Genomic DNA, 15,326 nt, shown 5'->3' on the forward strand with positions numbered 1-15,326 from the left:
CTACTTCACCGGCTCCGGCTCCGGCGCGCTCTCCGTCTCGGCCGAGTCCGCCGGGTCCACCGGCGTCTTCACGGAGTCCAGCAGCAGCTGGGCGACGTCGACGACCTGGATGGACTCCTTGGCCTTGCCGTCGTTCTTCCTGCCGTTGACCGAGTCCGTGAGCATCACCAGGCAGAACGGGCAGGCCGTCGACACGATGTCCGGGTTCACCGACAGCGCCTCATCGACACGCTCGTCGTTGATGCGCTTGCCGATCCGCTCCTCCATCCACATCCGCGCACCACCGGCGCCGCAGCAGAAGCCGCGCTCCTTGTGGCGGTGCATCTCCTCGTTCCTGAGGCCCGGCACCTTGGCGATGATCTCGCGCGGCGGCGTGTAGATCTTGTTGTGGCGGCCCAGGTAGCAGGGGTCGTGGTACGTGATGATGCCCTCGACCGGCGTGACCGGGATCAGCTTGCCCTCGTCGACGAGGTGCTGGAGCAGCTGGGTGTGGTGGATGACCTCGTAGTCGCCGCCGATCTGCGGGTACTCGTTGCCGAGGGTGTTGAGGCAGTGCGGGCAGGTGGCGACGATCTTCTTCGCCGACTTCGGCTTCCTGGACTCCGGCGTGACGTTGCCGTCCTCGTCCGTCTCCTCGCCGAACGCCATGTTCAGCGCCGCGACGTTCTCCATGCCGAGCTCCTGGAACAGCGGCTCGTTGCCCAGGCGGCGGGCGGAGTCACCGGTGCACTTCTCGTCGCCGCCCATGATCGCGAACTTGACGCCCGCGATGTGCAGCAGCTCCGCGAAGGCCTTCGTCGTTTTCTTTGCGCGGTCCTCCAGGGCGCCCGCGCAGCCGACCCAGTACAGGTACTCGACCTCGGACAGGTCCTCGATGTCCTTGCCGACGACCGGGACCTCGAAGTCGACCTCCTTGAGCCACTCCAGGCGCTGCTTCTTCGCCAGGCCCCAGGGGTTGCCCTTCTTCTCCAGGTTCTTGAGCATCGTGCCCGCCTCGGACGGGAACGCGGACTCGATCATCACCTGGTAGCGGCGCATGTCGACGATGTGGTCGACGTGCTCGATGTCGACCGGGCACTGCTCCACGCAGGCGCCGCAGGTGGTGCAGGACCACAGGACGTCCGGGTCGACGACGCCGCCCATGGCGAAGCCACTGTCAGATACAGCCTCTCCAGCCTCGACGGTGCCGATGAGGGGGCGCTCGGCCTCCGCGAGGGCGGCGGCGGGCACCGAGGCGAGCTGCTCCTCGGACGCCTTCTCCTCGCCCTCCGTCGTCTTGCCGCCACCGGCCAGCAGATACGGCGCCTTGGCGTGCGCGTGGTCCCGCAGCGACATGATCAGCAGCTTGGGAGAGAGCGGCTTGCCGGTGTTCCAGGCCGGGCACTGCGACTGGCAGCGTCCGCACTCGGTGCAGGTGGAGAAGTCCAGCAGGCCCTTCCAGGAGAACTGCTCGACCTGGGAGACACCGAAGACGTCGTCCTCACCGGGGTCGGTGAAGTCGATCGGCTTGCCGCCGGACGTCATCGGCTGGAGGGCACCGAGGGCCGTCTCGCCGGTGGCGTTGCGCTTGAACCAGATGTTCGGGAAGGCCAGGAAGCGGTGCCAGGCGACGCCCATGTTGGTGTTGAGCGAGACCACGATCATCCAGATGAACGAGGTGCTGATCTTCACCATCGCGACGAGGTAGACCAGGTTCTGCAGCGCGGTCAGGCTGAGGCCCTTGAAGGCCAGCACCAGCGGATACGAGGCGAAGTACGCGGCCTCGTAGTGCTCCACGTGGTGGATCGCGCCCTCCAGGCCGCGCAGCACGTAGATCGCGAGGCCGATGGTGAGGATGACGTACTCGACGAAGTACGCCTGGCCGGACTTGGAGCCGGCGAAACGGGACTTGCGGCCGGCCCGGGACGGCAGGCTCAGCAGGCGGATGACCATCAGCACGGCGATGCCCAGGACCGTCATCACGCCGATGAACTCGATGTACATCTCGAACGGCAGGAACCCGCCGATGACCGGCAGCGTCCAGTCGGCCTGGAAGAGCTGGCCGAAGGCCTGGGCGAGGGTCGGCGGCAGCGTCAGGAAGCCGACCGCCACGAACCAGTGGGCGACGCCGACGATGCCCCACCGGTTCATCCGGGTGTGGCCGAGGAACTCCCGCACCAGCGTCACACTGCGCGCGTAGGGGTTGTCGGTCCGGCTCCCGGCGGGTACAGGCTGGCCCAGCCTGAAGTACCGGACGAACTGGCCGACGGCGCGCGCGGCCAGCGCCACGCCGACCACGGTCAGAACCAGCGACACGATGATCGCGGCGAGCTGCATTTCGGGGCTCCTCGGGCCTGCGAGGGGTTCTTCGAGCGGGATTACTAAGCGGTAACTTATGTGGTCCGTCTGAGACTACCCATATCTTCCGCCGCACTGTAGCCAGGTGCACCGTGATCTGGGTCGCTGAGGGTTGCCTCAGGAGATGACCGTGTTATTCGTACCAAAATAGGCAATTTATGACTAATTTAGGTCTGTGATCTACGGGATCGTCGCAGCCTCCGCCGCCTTCCTCCTCGCCGCCGTCCTCGCCGCACTGCTGCGGATGCCCGCCCAGCGGATCGGGCTGCTCGACCGGCGCTGGCAGCGACCCGTGCCCGTGGTCGGCGGGGTGGCCGTCGTCGTCGCGACCTGTGCGGTGGCCGGCGCGGGGAACTGGACGCGGTACGCGCCCCTGGGGGACGGGGTCGGCCGGCTGGTCGTGGCCGCCGCCGTCGTCGCCGGGATCGGGCTGATCGCCGACTTCAGACGGGTCAAGCTGCGGTTCCTGGTCGGCGGTACGGCGATCGCGGCGGCCTGTGTGGTGCCGTACGGCGAGACCGGGCTCCTCGTCGGAGTGCTCGCCGTCGGGTGGATCGTCTTCGTCGCCGTCGGGTTCCGGGCGCTGGACCACGCGGACGCGCTGGCGGGGACCGTCGGGGTGGTGACCGCCTTCGGGGCCGGGGCCGTCGCCGCGGCCGAGGTCATGGACGGGCTCGCGGTGCTGCTCAGCGTGCTGGCCGCCGCGCTGACCGGGTTCCTCATGCACAACTGGCCGCCCGCGCGCGTGGCGCTCGGCTCGTGCGGGTCGCTGTTCACCGGGTTCCTGCTCGCCTCGACGGCCGTGTTCACGCGGGCCGGCGGCGATCCGGTGTCCGACGCGGGCGTGCTGTTCTCCCTCGCCGCCGTGGCCGCCGCCGACGTCGTCCTCGTACTGCTGTCCCGCCGCTTCGCCGGGCGGCCCCTGCTGCGGCGCGGGCCCGACCATCTCGCGCACCGGCTGCGGCGGCTCGGGCTCACCCCGCAGGGGTCGGTGGTCATCCTCGCCCTCTGCGCCTTCTCGGCGGTGCTCGTCGGGGTGCTGGTGCATGTCGGGTGGGTGGTCGAGTCCGCGGTGGTGTGGGTGGCGGGGGGTGCCGTGGTGGTCGTGGTGGGACTGCTCGGGGTGCCTGTCTACGGACCTCGCCGGTCGGCGTCCCCGCAGGTCACGACCCAGTTGCGTGTAAGGAACGGATAAGAGTTGAGCCTCACGGACTCAGGTCTGTTGACCCATTTCCCGGCTTCGTGCACACTTGAGTCCGTTCCACTCAAGTCAGCTGGAGGAATCAACCATGGCACGTGCGGTCGGCATCGACCTGGGCACGACTAACTCCGTCGTCAGCGTTCTGGAGGGCGGCGAGCCCACCGTCATCACCAACGCCGAGGGCGCCAGGACCACGCCGTCCGTCGTCGCCTTCGCGAAGAACGGTGAGGTGCTCGTCGGCGAGGTGGCCAAGCGCCAGGCGGTCACCAACGTGGACCGGACCATCCGTTCCGTGAAGCGCCACATGGGCACGGACTGGAAGATCCAGCTGGACGGGAAGGACTTCAACCCGCAGCAGATCTCCGCGTTCATCCTGCAGAAGCTGAAGCGCGACGCCGAGTCCTACCTGGGCGAGAAGGTGACGGACGCCGTCATCACCGTACCCGCCTACTTCAACGACTCCGAGCGTCAGGCGACCAAGGAAGCCGGTGAGATCGCCGGTCTCAACGTCCTCCGCATCGTCAACGAGCCCACCGCGGCGGCTCTCGCCTACGGCCTCGACAAGGACGACCAGACGATCCTCGTCTTCGACCTCGGCGGCGGCACCTTCGACGTGTCCCTGCTGGAGATCGGCGACGGCGTCGTCGAGGTGAAGGCCACCAACGGTGACAACCACCTCGGTGGTGACGACTGGGACCAGCGCATCGTCGACTACCTGGTCAAGCAGTTCGCGTCCGGTCACGGAGTGGACCTGGGCAAGGACAAGATGGCCCTGCAGCGCCTCCGCGAGGCCGCCGAGAAGGCCAAGATCGAGCTGTCCTCCTCCACCGAGACCTCGATCAACCTGCCGTACATCACCGCCTCCGCCGAGGGCCCGCTGCACCTGGACGAGAAGCTCACCCGGGCCCAGTTCCAGCAGCTGACGGCCGACCTGCTTGAGCGCTGCAAGACCCCGTTCTTCAACGTGATGAAGGACGCCGGCGTCTCCATCAACGAGATCGACCACGTCGTCCTCGTCGGTGGCTCCACCCGTATGCCCGCCGTCGCCGACCTCGTCCGCGAGCTGACCGGCGGCAAGGACGCCAACAAGGGCGTCAACCCGGACGAGGTCGTCGCCATCGGCGCCGCCCTGCAGGCCGGTGTTCTCAAGGGCGAGGTCAAGGACGTCCTGCTCCTCGACGTGACCCCGCTGTCCCTCGGTATCGAGACCAAGGGCGGCATCATGACGAAGCTCATCGAGCGGAACACGACGATCCCGACCAAGCGGTCCGAGATCTTCACCACCGCCGAGGACAACCAGCCGTCCGTGCAGATCCAGGTCTACCAGGGCGAGCGCGAGATCGCGGCGTACAACAAGAAGCTCGGGATGTTCGAGCTGACCGGTCTGCCGCCGGCCCCGCGCGGTGTCCCGCAGATCGAGGTCGCCTTCGACATCGACGCCAACGGCATCATGCACGTGACCGCGAAGGACCTGGGCACGGGCAAGGAGCAGAAGATGACCGTCACCGGCGGCTCCTCGCTGCCGAAGGACGAGGTCGACCGGATGCGCCAGGAGGCCGAGAAGTACGCGGAGGAGGACCACGCCCGCCGCGAGGCCGCCGAGAGCCGCAACCAGGGCGAGCAGCTCGTCTACCAGACGGAGAAGTTCCTCAAGGACAACGAGGACAAGGTCCCGGGCGAGATCAAGACCGAGGTCGAGGCCTCCGTCGAGGAGCTGAAGGAAGCCCTCAAGGGCGAGGACACCGCCGTCATCCGTACCGCCACCGAGAAGGTCGCGGCCGTCTCGCAGAAGCTCGGCCAGGCCATGTACGCCGACGCGCAGGCCGGGCAGGCCGCCGCGGGCGGTCCCGAGGACGCCACCGGCGGTGGTACCGGTGCCAGGGCGGACGACGACGTGGTGGACGCCGAGATCGTGGACGACGAGCGCAAGGACGGTGCGGCGTGACCGAGGAGACCCCGGGCTTCGAGGAGAAGCCCGACGTCCCCTCCGGCGCGACCCCCGACGACGCCGAGCCGAAGGCCGCTCCCGAGGAGGGGGCGGCCCCGGCCGGGGACGTGGACGAAAGTGCGGGCCTGCTGGCCCAGCTGGACCAGGCGCGTACGGCGCTCGGTGAGCGCACGGCTGACCTCCAGCGGCTCCAGGCCGAGTTCGCGAACTACCGCCGCCGGGTCGAGCGCGACCGGATCGCGGTCAAGGAGATCGCCATCGCGAACCTCCTGACCGAACTCCTGCCGGTGCTCGACGACATCGGCCGCGCCCGGGACCACGGCGAGTTCGTCGGCGGATTCAAGTCCGTCGGGGAGTCGCTGGAGACCGTCGCGGCGAAGATGGGGCTGCAGCAGTTCGGCAAGGAGGGCGAGCCCTTCGACCCGACGATCCACGAGGCGCTGATGCACTCCTACGCGCCCGATGTCACGGAGACGACCTGCGTCGCGATCCTCCAGCCGGGGTATCGCATCGGCGAGCGCACCATCCGCCCCGCGCGGGTGGCCGTCGCCGAACCCCAGCCGGGGGCGCAGACGGTCAAGGCCGAGGACGCGTCCGAGGCCGCCGAGGAGAAGGACAACGGCCCTGAGGAGGGCTGAGGCAGACGCTGAGCGGAAGGAGGGACGTCGAGGATGAGCACCAAGGACTTCATCGAGAAGGACTACTACAAGGTCCTCGGCGTCCCCAAGGACGCCACCGAAGCCGAGATCAAGAAGGCGTACCGCAAGCTCGCCCGCGAGTACCACCCGGACGCCAACAAGGGCAACGCCAAGGCCGAGGAACGCTTCAAGGAGATCTCCGAGGCGAACGACATACTCGGCGACCCCAAGAAGCGCAAGGAGTACGACGAGGCGCGCACCCTCTTCGGGAACGGCGGGTTCCGTCCCGGACCGGGCGCGGGCGGCGGCAACTTCAACTTTGACCTGGGCGACCTCTTCGGCGGCGGCCCCCAGGGCGGCGGGTCGGGTTCCGGCGGCTCGGGAGGCTTCGGCGGCGGAATCGGTGATGTCTTCGGGGGCCTGTTCAACCGCGGCGGCGCCACCACCCGGACCCAGCCGCGACGCGGCCAGGACATCGAGTCCGAGGTCACCCTCAGCTTCACCGAGGCGATCGAGGGCGCGACGGTCCCGCTGCGGATGTCCTCGCAGTCCCCCTGCAAGGCCTGTTCGGGCACCGGCGACGCGAACGGCAACCCGCGGGTCTGCCCGACCTGTGTGGGCACCGGCCAGGTGGCCCGGGGTTCGGGCGGCGGCTTCTCGCTCACCGACCCCTGCCCGGACTGCAAGGGCCGCGGCCTGATCGCGGAGAACCCCTGCGAGATCTGCAAGGGCAGCGGTCGCGCCAAGTCGTCGCGGACGATGCAGGTCCGTATCCCGGCCGGGGTGTCGGACGGCCAGCGCATCCGGCTGCGCGGCAAGGGCGCACCCGGTGAACGGGGCGGCCCGGCAGGCGACTTGTATGTGGTCGTCCACGTCGACGCCCACCCGGTGTTCGGCCGCAAGGACGACAACCTCACCGTCACCGTCCCGGTCACGTTCACCGAGGCCGCCCTCGGCGGCGAGGTCCGGGTCCCCACCCTCGGCGGCCCGCCGGTCACCCTGAAGCTGCCGCCGGGCACGCCCAACGGCCGCACCATGCGGGCGCGGGGCAAGGGCGCGGTCCGCAAGGACGGTACCCGCGGCGACCTGTTGGTCACCGTCGAGGTAAGTGTCCCGAAGGACCTGACGGGGAAGGCTCGTGACGCACTGGAGGCGTATCGCGAGGCGACCGCGGGCGAGGACCCGCGGGCGGAGCTGTTCCAGGCCGCGAAGGGAGCTTGATGGAGATGGACGGCCGTCGGCGCAACCCGTATGAACTGACCGAGGAGACCCCGGTCTACGTCATCTCGGTGGCGGCCCAGCTGTCCGGCCTGCACCCGCAGACCCTGCGTCAGTACGACCGCCTGGGCCTGGTCTCCCCGGACCGCACCGCCGGCCGGGGCCGCCGCTACTCGGCCCGCGACATCGAACTGCTGCGCACCGTGCAGCAGTTGTCGCAGGACGAGGGCATCAACCTGGCCGGCATCAAGCGCATCATCGAACTGGAGAACCAGGTCGCCGCCCTCCAGTCGCGCGTGGCCGAGCTGCAAGCGGCCCTCGACGGGGCCGCCGCGGCGATGCAGCAGCGGGAGGCGGCGGTGCATGCGTCGTACCGCCGTGATCTGGTGCCGTACCAGGAAGTCCAGCAGACGAGCGCGCTGGTGGTGTGGCGGCCGAAGAAGACCAAGGACTGAGCCTGGACTGAGCCTGGACTGAGCGCGTGTGAGGGTGGAAGGGGCCCGGAGGTTCGGTGAGAACCTCCGGGCCCCTTTCGCGTGTCACATGGCGTGAGCGTCGGCTCAGGTGAACATCCAGGTGCCCACCGGCGCCGACTCGGTGCCGTCCGCGTAGACGGCCGTGACCTTGTAGAAGACCGTGCTGTCCGAGGGCGCGGTCGTGTCGGTGAACCGGTAGTAGTCGGTGGCCTGGGTGTCGAACTGCTGGACGTAGGTGTGCGTGGAGTTGTCCCAGCGGTAGACGCGGAGGGCGGTCGCGGTGCCGTATGTGTCCGCGGCCTCGTTGTAGGACAGGTAGATCTCGCCGTACGCACTGTCCGTGGTGAGGATGTCCGAGGTCTCGGCGTAGGTCTGGTCGGGCGTCATGTTGAACTCGTTGACGTCGACGGTGGTCGCCGAGGCGACGTCGAGGGCGTTGCCGTTCGCGTCGACGGCGACGACGGCGTAGCGCAGGTTCTCGTCGTCGGGCAGGTTCGGATCCCGGTTGGCGGACTGCGACGAGCCGAACGGCAGACTGTCGGTGATGTTCGTGTACGCCGTCCAGACGCCGTCGGTGTTCTGGCTCCGGTAGACCTCGTAGTGGTCGAAGTCGGCGGCGGTGCTGTCGTCCCAGTCGAGGAGGATGCCGTTCTCGGCGGACGTCGCGGTCAGCCCGGTCACCGTGCCGGGGGGCGTGCGGTCGCCCAGGTGCTCGACGGTGACGGAGGCCGAGGCGGGGCCCAGGTTGCCGTCGTCGTCCTCGGCCCGGACGTGGTAGGTGTACGTCGTGCCGGGTTCGACGTCGTGGTCCACGAACTCACCGCTGGCATCGCCGATGTAGGCACCGTCGCGGTAGACCCGGAAGGTCTCCAGGTCGGCGTCCTGATCCCGGTTCCAGGACCAGGTCAGGGTGACGTCGTGCTCGTTGGAGGTGGCCGCCAGGTCGGTCGGGACGAAGGCCGGCGCGGTGGTGTCGTACGTCTCGAACTCGGCGGTGCCGGAGACGGCCGACTCGTTGCCGTGCGTGTCGACGGCGGTGACGACGTAGTAGTACCAGTCGCCGGTCTGGGGCGGAGTGTCCTGGAAGGCGGCGCTGGACGGGGTGCCGACCAGGTTCTCGGCGGTCGGCGCGACGGGCTTGGACGTCGAGCGGTACACCCGGTAACCGGCGATGTCGGACTCGCTGTTGCCGTCCCAGTACAGCTTCACCGAGGTGACCATGCCGATGGCCCAGTTGTCCTCCACGCCGGTGGGTGCGGCGGGGGCGGAGGTGTCGACGGTGGTGACGGCCCGGTCGGCCGAGCCGGCGGACTGGTTGCCCGCCTTGTCGTGGGCGCGGACCTCGTAGTAGTAGGTCGCTCCGTTCTTGGGGAGGGTCGTGTCGGTGTAGGAGGTGGCCGTGGTGGTGGTCAGTCTCGTCCAGGTGCCGTTCAGCCGGCGGTAGACCTTGTAGCCCGCGAGGTCCATCTCCTTGTTCTTGGCCCAGGTGAGCTTGGCCTTGCCGGTCGCCTTGTCGTACGACACCGAAGTGCCCGTCGGGGCAAGGGGCTTGACCTTGTCGACGCTCGCCGACGTCCTCGGTGTGTACGTGAACTTGACCTTGGCGGCGCCGGTCCAGTTGACGTAGTCGATCCGCAGGGAGTGCTTGCCCTTGGGGATGGTGAGGTTGACGGTCTTGGAACGCGAACTCGTCGTGTTCGACCAGAGGTTGATCTTCCGGACGCCGTCCAGGTAGACGCGGATCCCGTCCGTGCCCGAGACGCCCAGCGCGAAGGGACCGCCGGAGCCGAAGTCACGGGTGACGGTCCAGCGGACGCCGAAGTTGTTGCTCGGCAGACCCGCGGCGGGGGCGCCGCTCCAGCTCTGGTCGATCGCGTTGTCGCAGTCGGTCTTCTTCGGGGTGCCGGAGAAGCCGGTGTTCGCGAAGAACTGGCGCTTGAAGACGGGGGAGGTGCAGGTGACGGCGGCGGAGGCAGGGGCGACGGCAGCGGTGAGCAGGCTGCCGGCGGTGGCGAGCACGACGGCGGTCGCGGTCGCGGCCGCGGCGGTCGTGCGTCTGGCTGGGTTCATTCAGTCCTCGGGTCGGGATCGGAACGACGTAAAGAAGCTGCCGTGATCACGACTCGCGAGGAATGGAGTTGGTTGTACGGATCTCCGCTCCTTTCTTGAAGGGTGTCGAATGGAGGGGTCGTAAAGGTGACTTGAAGGCGAATCTCCTGCGTCTTCACAAGTAAGCGGAGGGTGATGTTGCCATCTCGTTAAGTGGTTCCGCTTGACGTCGACGGGCGCGTACGCGTTGGCTTTTTCAGCCACCTGGGTCGCAATGCCGCGCCCACGTCCGCAAGACATCAGAAGTGAGCACCTCCATGCGTCGTACCGCCATAGCTCTGGTCGCGTCCACGGTGACCCTGTCACTCGCCTCCTGTGGCGTACTCAACGCATCCAGCGAGGCCGGTGACGCGAGCCCGACCAAGGGCAACGACATCACCGTGGGGCTGCTGCTGCCGGAGAAGGCGAACTCCCGCTACGAGAGCTTCGACTACCCGATCATCAAGAAGAAGGTCGAGTCGCTCACCAAGAACCAGGGCGACGTCGACTACGCCAACGCCGATGCGAGCGCCGACAAGCAGGCGGCCCAGATGCAGCAGATGATCGACGACGGGATCGATGTGATCCTGCTGGACGCCGTCGACTCCCACGCCATCGCGGACGGCGTGCGGAAGGCCAAGGACGCCGGTATCCCGGTCATCGCCTACGACAGGCTGGCCGAGGGCCCGATCGACGCGTACATCTCCTTCGACAACTCGCTGGTCGGCGAGGTCCAGGGCCGCTCCCTCGTCGAGGCGCTGGGCAACGGCGACGACCCCTCGAAGAAGATCGTCATGATGAACGGCTCGCCCACCGACCCGAACGCCAAGCAGTTCAAGGCGGGCGCGCTCGACGAGCTGACCGGCAAGGTGACGATCGCCGAGTCGTACGACACCAAGGACTGGAAGCCGGAGAACGCCGAGGCCAACATGGAAGAGGCCATCGACAAGATCGGCGCGGACGACATCGCCGGTGTCTACTCCGCCAACGACGGCATGGCCGGCGGCATCATCGACGCGCTGAAGGCGGCGGGAGTCACCGAGCTGCCGCCGGTGACCGGGCAGGACGCCGAGCTGGCCGCCGTGCAGCGGATCATCACCGGCGAGCAGTACATGAGCGTCTACAAGTCGTACCCGCAGGAGGCCGAGGCCGCGGCGGAGATGGCGGTGGCCAAGGTCCAGGGCAGGGACATCCAGTTCGACGCCCTCACCCGTGACCAGGTCGACAGCCCGACGGCGAAGGACATCCCCTCTCAGCTCGTCCCTGTCGTCGCCCTGACGAAGAACAACATCAAGGACACGGTCATCGCCGACGACATCTACCAGCTGTCGGACATCTGCACGAGCAAGCTGCGGAGCGCGTGCGACGAGATCAACCTGGGCTAGGCGCTCCGCTGGAGAAGGCGGTGCGTCATCCGCGGGGTCGTCGTGGCTGGTCGCGCAGTTCCCCGCGCCCCTTGGGGGCGTTCCTCATCCCACCCTGGTGAACTCCACCGACACCTCGGGCGGACCGCCCGCCACGCCCCGGTAGATGCCCTTGTGCGGGGTCACGTCGTCGTAGTCGCGGCCCCGGCCGACGACCACGTGGGACTCGTCGGCCCTGGCGCGGTTCGTGGGGTCGTAGCCGCACCAGTCCCCCGCCCAGTACTCGATCCAGGCGTGGCTCTGCCCGGCCACCGGGCGGTGGAGTTCGGCCTCGCGTTCGGGGTGGAGGTAGCCGGAGACATAGCGGGTGGGCAGGCCGACGGCGCGCAGGAGGGCGATGGTGAGGTGGGCGATGTCCTGGCAGACGCCCGCGCCCTGCTCCCAGGCCTCGGCGGCGGAGGTGTTCACGCCGGTGGCGCCGGGGAGGTAGGTGACCCGGTCGGCGACCAGCGCGGACACCGCGATCGCCGTCCGGTGCGGGTCGAGCCCGGCGCAGGCCTCCCTCGCCCGCTCCACCAGCTCCGCCGGGACCGTCGTACGACCTGTTGCGTTCGCGAATTCCAGCAGGCGGGAGTCCGCTGTGCGGGCCGCTATCTCGGGCCACTCGGGGGCGTCGGGCAAGGGCGGTGCCGGGGCCGTCTCGACCAGGCTCGACGCCGTGATCGTGAGGTCGGCGTGCGGGTCCATGAGATCGAAGCCGGTCACCTGGGTGCCCCAGTAGTCCCAGTACGACCAGGTCGCCGTCGCCGGGGCGATGCTGACCCGGGCGTCCAGCGTGATCTGGCCGGGCAGCGTCAGCGGGGTCATGCGGACCTCGTTGTGGGACGAGGCGGCCGGCTGGGCGTACGAGACCTTGGTGATGTGCTTGATGCGGAGGCGGCGGGTCATGCTCACGCTCCTTCCTGGGCCCACTCGACGGGCCCCTGGTATGGGAAGAACCGCTCCGCCACCGCCTCGGCGGAGGCCATGCAGGACTGCTGCAAGTCGCTCAGCAACAGGGGAAGTTGCTCTTCCATGGCATGGGAGTCCAGGTACTCCAGACGGGTGCGCATCCGGCCGATCGGGCGGCGCGCGGGGTCCTGGCGGGGGCGGCCCAGCGCCGTCAGGCACTCCTCGGCCGTCGTCAGCGCGTGCAGCGCCGAGCGCGGGAAGGACCGGTCCAGGAGCAGGAATTCGGCGACCCTCGGGCTGTCGCCGAAACCGCTGTACACGCGCGCGTACGCTTCGTCCGCGCCGCTGGCGCTCAGCAGCGTCGGCCAGTCCGGGGCATGCGCGGCGTCCAGCACCCGCACGGACAGCAGCCGTACCGTCATGTCCACCCGCTCCAGGCTCCGGCCCAGCACGACGAAACGCCAGCTGTCGTCCCGGCTCATGGTGGAGTCCGCGAGGCCGAAGAACAGGGCGGCCCGGCTGCGGACCAGCTCCAGATAGGCGTACGGGCCGGTACGGCGGGCCGCGCGCCGCTGTTCGCCGAGCGCGTGCCAGGTCGCGTTGAGGCACTCCCACATCTCGGAGGACACCGCCTCACGGGCGCTGCGCGCGTTCAGCCGGGCCGCGCCCAGCGCGCCCTCGATGGCGCAGGTCGAGTGGGCGTCGAACGCCAGCTGGTCGAGGACCTGCTGCATGTCGACGCGCTCGGCGCCCGCGTCGACGCCGAGGATCGCGTACAGCGACCGGCAGGCCGCGTCCTCGTCGCGCCAGGGGTCCTCCAGCATGCGGTGCAGATACGCGTCGAGGATGCGTCCCGTGGCGTCCGCCCGCTCCACATAGCGGCCGGTCCAGGTCAGCGCCTCGGCTATCCGGGAGAGGATCACGTCGTTCACTGCTGCTGGGCCCCTTCCTGTACGACGGTGGGGGTGCCGTCGGGTCCGAGCTGGCGGGGCGCGACGTCCGGGAGGCCCGCGGCGGGGGCCGGGGCGGGCCCGTCGGCGGGCCCCTCGGCCAGCACCCAGGTGTCCTTGGAGCCGCCGCCCTGGCTGGAGTTGACGATCAGGTTGCCCTCCTGGAGGGCGACCCGGGTGAGGCCGCCGGGCAGCACCCAGACATCGGTGCCGTCGTTGACGGCGAAGGGGCGCAGGTCGATATGGCGGGGCGCCATCCGCTCGCCCGCGAGGGTGGGGGAGGTGGACAGGGCGACCGGCCGCTGGGCTATCCAGCCGCGGGGGTCGGCGGCGACGGCCTTCCGGGTCCGCTCCAGGGTCTCGGGGTCGGCCTTCGGCCCGATGACGATGCCCTGCCCGCCGGCCCCGTCGACCGGCTTCACCACCAGCTGCCCGATCTGGTCGAGGACCGCCTCCAACTGGCCCGGTTCGTCGGGCCGGTAGGACTCCACGTTGGGCAGAATCGGTTCCTCGGCGAGGTAGTAGCGGATCAGGTCCGGGACGTAGGTGTAGAGCAGCTTGTCGTCCGCGATGCCGTTGCCCACGGCGTTCGCGAGTGTGACGTTGCCCGCCGTGGCGGCGCTCAGGATGCCGGGGCAGCCGATCACCGAGTCGGGCCGGAAGTGCAGCGGATCGAGGAAGTCGTCGTCGAGCCGCCGGTATACGACATGGACGGGCACCTCACCGCGCGTGGTCCGCATCCAGACCCGGTTGCCGCGGCAGACCAGATCGTGTCCCTCGACGAGTTGCACACCCATCAGCCGGGCGAGCAGCGCGTGCTCGAAGTAGGCGGCGTTGCTGGGCCCGGGGGTGAGGACGACGACCCGTGCGTCCTGGGTGCCGTCCGGCGCGGCGGCCCGCAGCGCGGCGAGCAGCCGCTGTGCGTACCCGTCGACGGGCAGCACGTGCTGCTCCGTGAAGAGCGAGGGAAAGATCCTGGTCATCGCCCTGCGGTTCTCGATGACGTACGACACCCCGCTCGGGACCCGCACATTGTCCTCAAGCACCCGGAAGTCCCCGGCCTCGTCCCGTACGAGGTCGATGCCGGCGACGTGGATGCGCACCCCGCCGGGTGGTTCGACCCCGTGGGCGGCCCGGTGGAAATGGGCCGAGCTGAGCAGCAGCCGCCAGGGCACGACGCCGTCCTCGAAGGCGCGGGCGTGCCCGTAGGCGTCGGAGAGGTAGGCCTCCAGGGCCCGCACCCGCTGACTGACCCCCCGTTGGATGAGATCCCATTCCAGGGCGTCGAGGATCCTCGGCACGAGATCCAGCGGCCAGGGCCGCTCCTCACCAGCGAAGGCGTAGGTCACACCGCGGTCGGTGAACGCCCGCGCCATCTGGTCCGCCCGGAACCGCAACTCACTCGGCTCGATCGGCTGCAGCGCCGCCAGCACCGGCTCATAGGCGGTCCTGACCTCACCCGGCCGCACAAACATCTCGTCCCACGCGTCGGCCAACGCGTACGCGTCAAATATGTCCGCCATGGGGGGACGTTAAGCGCGGTACGTAACACGACGATCAACCGGTGATTTCCGGGAGGTCGCACGGTGCTGGGGAATCCCTGTGCCACCTGGCCGAGGGCGACGAGAGGGCCGCCCCGTCACCTCTTGCGGCGGGGCAGACGGTGTACTTCAACAGGCTACGCGTCCACCGCTCCCCGAATGTCCAACTCCGCCCATACCGTCTTGCCCACGGTGAGCTTCTCCACGGACCAGCGGGCGGCGAGCGTGCGGACGATGAGCAGGCCCCGGCCGAACTGGTCATCGGTGGTGGAGGGGCGGGAGTACGGGAGCCGCTCGCCTCGCGGGTCGGTCACGGCGACGCGCAGCGCAGTGCTGGTGAGGGACGTCTCCACCCGGAACAGACGGTCCCGCAGACACCCGTGCAGCAGGGCATTCGTGCACAACTCGCTCGCCAGCAGCGCCGCGTCACCGGCGACGCCGGGATGCCCCCAGTCCACGGCGAGTTGGGCGACGTGCCTGCGGGCGAGGGGGATGTTGCGGACGAACGGGGTGTAGCTGACGGCGTCGTGACGGTCGTATGGCGTGGGGTCTTTGAGGTGGTGGGGAGAACAGGAATCGGTCATGGAGAGCACCTCCTTGTGCGGGGCCGGAGT

12 protein-coding genes are annotated in these 15,326 nt (G+C 69.1%); 6 read left to right on the plus strand and 6 right to left on the minus strand.

The features are described from left to right. The gene (locus tag GFH49_RS24095) at nt 1-2,316 is read right to left on the minus strand and encodes a (Fe-S)-binding protein (protein WP_155058171.1); all 2,316 of its coding nucleotides are present in this window, start codon (nt 2,314-2,316) and stop codon (nt 1-3) included. A gap of 196 nt (nt 2,317-2,512) precedes the next feature. Between GFH49_RS24095 and GFH49_RS24100 the strand changes: the two genes are divergently transcribed. From GFH49_RS24100 to GFH49_RS24120, 5 genes are all read left to right on the plus strand, one after another. Further along, on the plus strand, nt 2,513-3,532 hold the full coding sequence (locus GFH49_RS24100; protein WP_155058172.1) for an MraY family glycosyltransferase: 1,020 nt from the start codon (nt 2,513-2,515) through the stop codon (nt 3,530-3,532). 94 nt (nt 3,533-3,626) lie between these two features. Continuing rightward, entirely contained in the window at nt 3,627-5,483 is a 1,857-nt protein-coding gene (gene dnaK, locus GFH49_RS24105) for a molecular chaperone DnaK (protein ID WP_155058173.1), read from the plus strand. Then, complete coding sequence (grpE, locus tag GFH49_RS24110; protein ID WP_155058174.1) at nt 5,480-6,124, plus strand: nucleotide exchange factor GrpE; 645 nt, start codon at nt 5,480-5,482, stop codon at nt 6,122-6,124. The genes dnaK and grpE overlap by 4 nt, the downstream gene beginning before the upstream one ends. A 33-nt stretch (nt 6,125-6,157) precedes the next feature. Next, nucleotides 6,158-7,345: a molecular chaperone DnaJ gene (dnaJ, locus tag GFH49_RS24115; protein WP_155058175.1), complete on the plus strand. Its 1,188-nt coding sequence runs from the start codon at nt 6,158-6,160 to the stop codon at nt 7,343-7,345. A 5-nt stretch (nt 7,346-7,350) separates the two neighbouring features. Then, complete coding sequence (locus GFH49_RS24120; protein ID WP_155058213.1) at nt 7,351-7,797, plus strand: heat shock protein transcriptional repressor HspR; 447 nt, start codon at nt 7,351-7,353, stop codon at nt 7,795-7,797. Nucleotides 7,798-7,902: 105 nt separating this feature from the next. On the opposite strand, the gene GFH49_RS41025 is transcribed toward GFH49_RS24120, so the two are convergent. Beyond that, entirely contained in the window at nt 7,903-9,888 is a 1,986-nt protein-coding gene (locus tag GFH49_RS41025) for a PA14 domain-containing protein (RefSeq protein WP_155058176.1), read from the minus strand. Between the two features lie 296 nt (nt 9,889-10,184). Between GFH49_RS41025 and GFH49_RS24130 the strand changes: the two genes are divergently transcribed. Next, nucleotides 10,185-11,291, plus strand: a complete 1,107-nt coding sequence (locus tag GFH49_RS24130; RefSeq protein ID WP_196218108.1) for a sugar ABC transporter substrate-binding protein — start codon at nt 10,185-10,187, stop codon at nt 11,289-11,291. A gap of 84 nt (nt 11,292-11,375) precedes the next feature. Here GFH49_RS24130 and GFH49_RS24135 read toward each other — a convergent pair whose 3' ends face one another. The 4 genes from GFH49_RS24135 to GFH49_RS24150 form a co-directional block, all read right to left on the minus strand. Then, entirely contained in the window at nt 11,376-12,218 is an 843-nt protein-coding gene (locus GFH49_RS24135; protein ID WP_155058178.1) for a transglutaminase family protein, read from the minus strand. Between the two features lie 2 nt (nt 12,219-12,220). Continuing rightward, entirely contained in the window at nt 12,221-13,153 is a 933-nt protein-coding gene (locus tag GFH49_RS24140) for an alpha-E domain-containing protein (RefSeq protein ID WP_155058179.1), read from the minus strand. Further along, nucleotides 13,150-14,694, minus strand: coding sequence for a circularly permuted type 2 ATP-grasp protein (locus GFH49_RS24145; RefSeq protein ID WP_155058180.1), 1,545 nt, complete (start codon nt 14,692-14,694; stop codon nt 13,150-13,152). The genes GFH49_RS24140 and GFH49_RS24145 overlap by 4 nt, the downstream gene beginning before the upstream one ends. Before the next feature lie 155 nt (nt 14,695-14,849). Next, nucleotides 14,850-15,296, minus strand: coding sequence for an ATP-binding protein (locus GFH49_RS24150; protein ID WP_155058181.1), 447 nt, complete (start codon nt 15,294-15,296; stop codon nt 14,850-14,852). Nucleotides 15,297-15,326 lie beyond the last annotated feature (30 nt).

Origin of the sequence: Streptomyces blattellae (assembly GCF_009709555.1) — a bacterium.
Lineage (GTDB): Bacteria > Actinomycetota > Actinomycetes > Streptomycetales > Streptomycetaceae > Streptomyces > Streptomyces blattellae.